Genomic DNA, 338 nt, shown 5'->3' with positions numbered 1-338 from the left:
CTGTATTGAGTTAGGCGAACAGCAATCCGAATGGCTTGAGAGGGCCCTGTCGGCGCCAACATCTTGCGAACATACCGTGGTCATCACTCACTTCGCTCCATCAGTTAAAGTAGCCAACCCTAAATTTCCCATCGATGAAATGACGGCTTATTTTTGTTCATCGTTCGATGCATTAATTGAGCAGTATCAACCGGCTATCTGGGCCTTTGGCCACACACACGCAAATTTCGATGTAAACATGGGAGCAACTCGTGTGATCAGTAATCAGCATGGCTATGGCAGAGAGTGTCAGGACTCATACCTTACCAACAAGGTAATCGAGTTATGAAATACAAGCT

Annotated in this window: 1 protein-coding gene; it reads left to right on the top strand. The window is 46.2% G+C overall.

From position 1 onward, the window contains the following. The coding region (locus A3761_RS26870; protein WP_255374914.1) for a hypothetical protein at positions 1 to 328 on the top strand (328 nt) is incomplete at its 5' end. Between the last annotated feature and the right edge of the window lie 10 nt (positions 329 to 338).

It is taken from the genome of Oleiphilus sp. HI0123, assembly GCF_001635315.1.
This window is presented reverse-complemented; position numbering and strand designations above follow the sequence as displayed.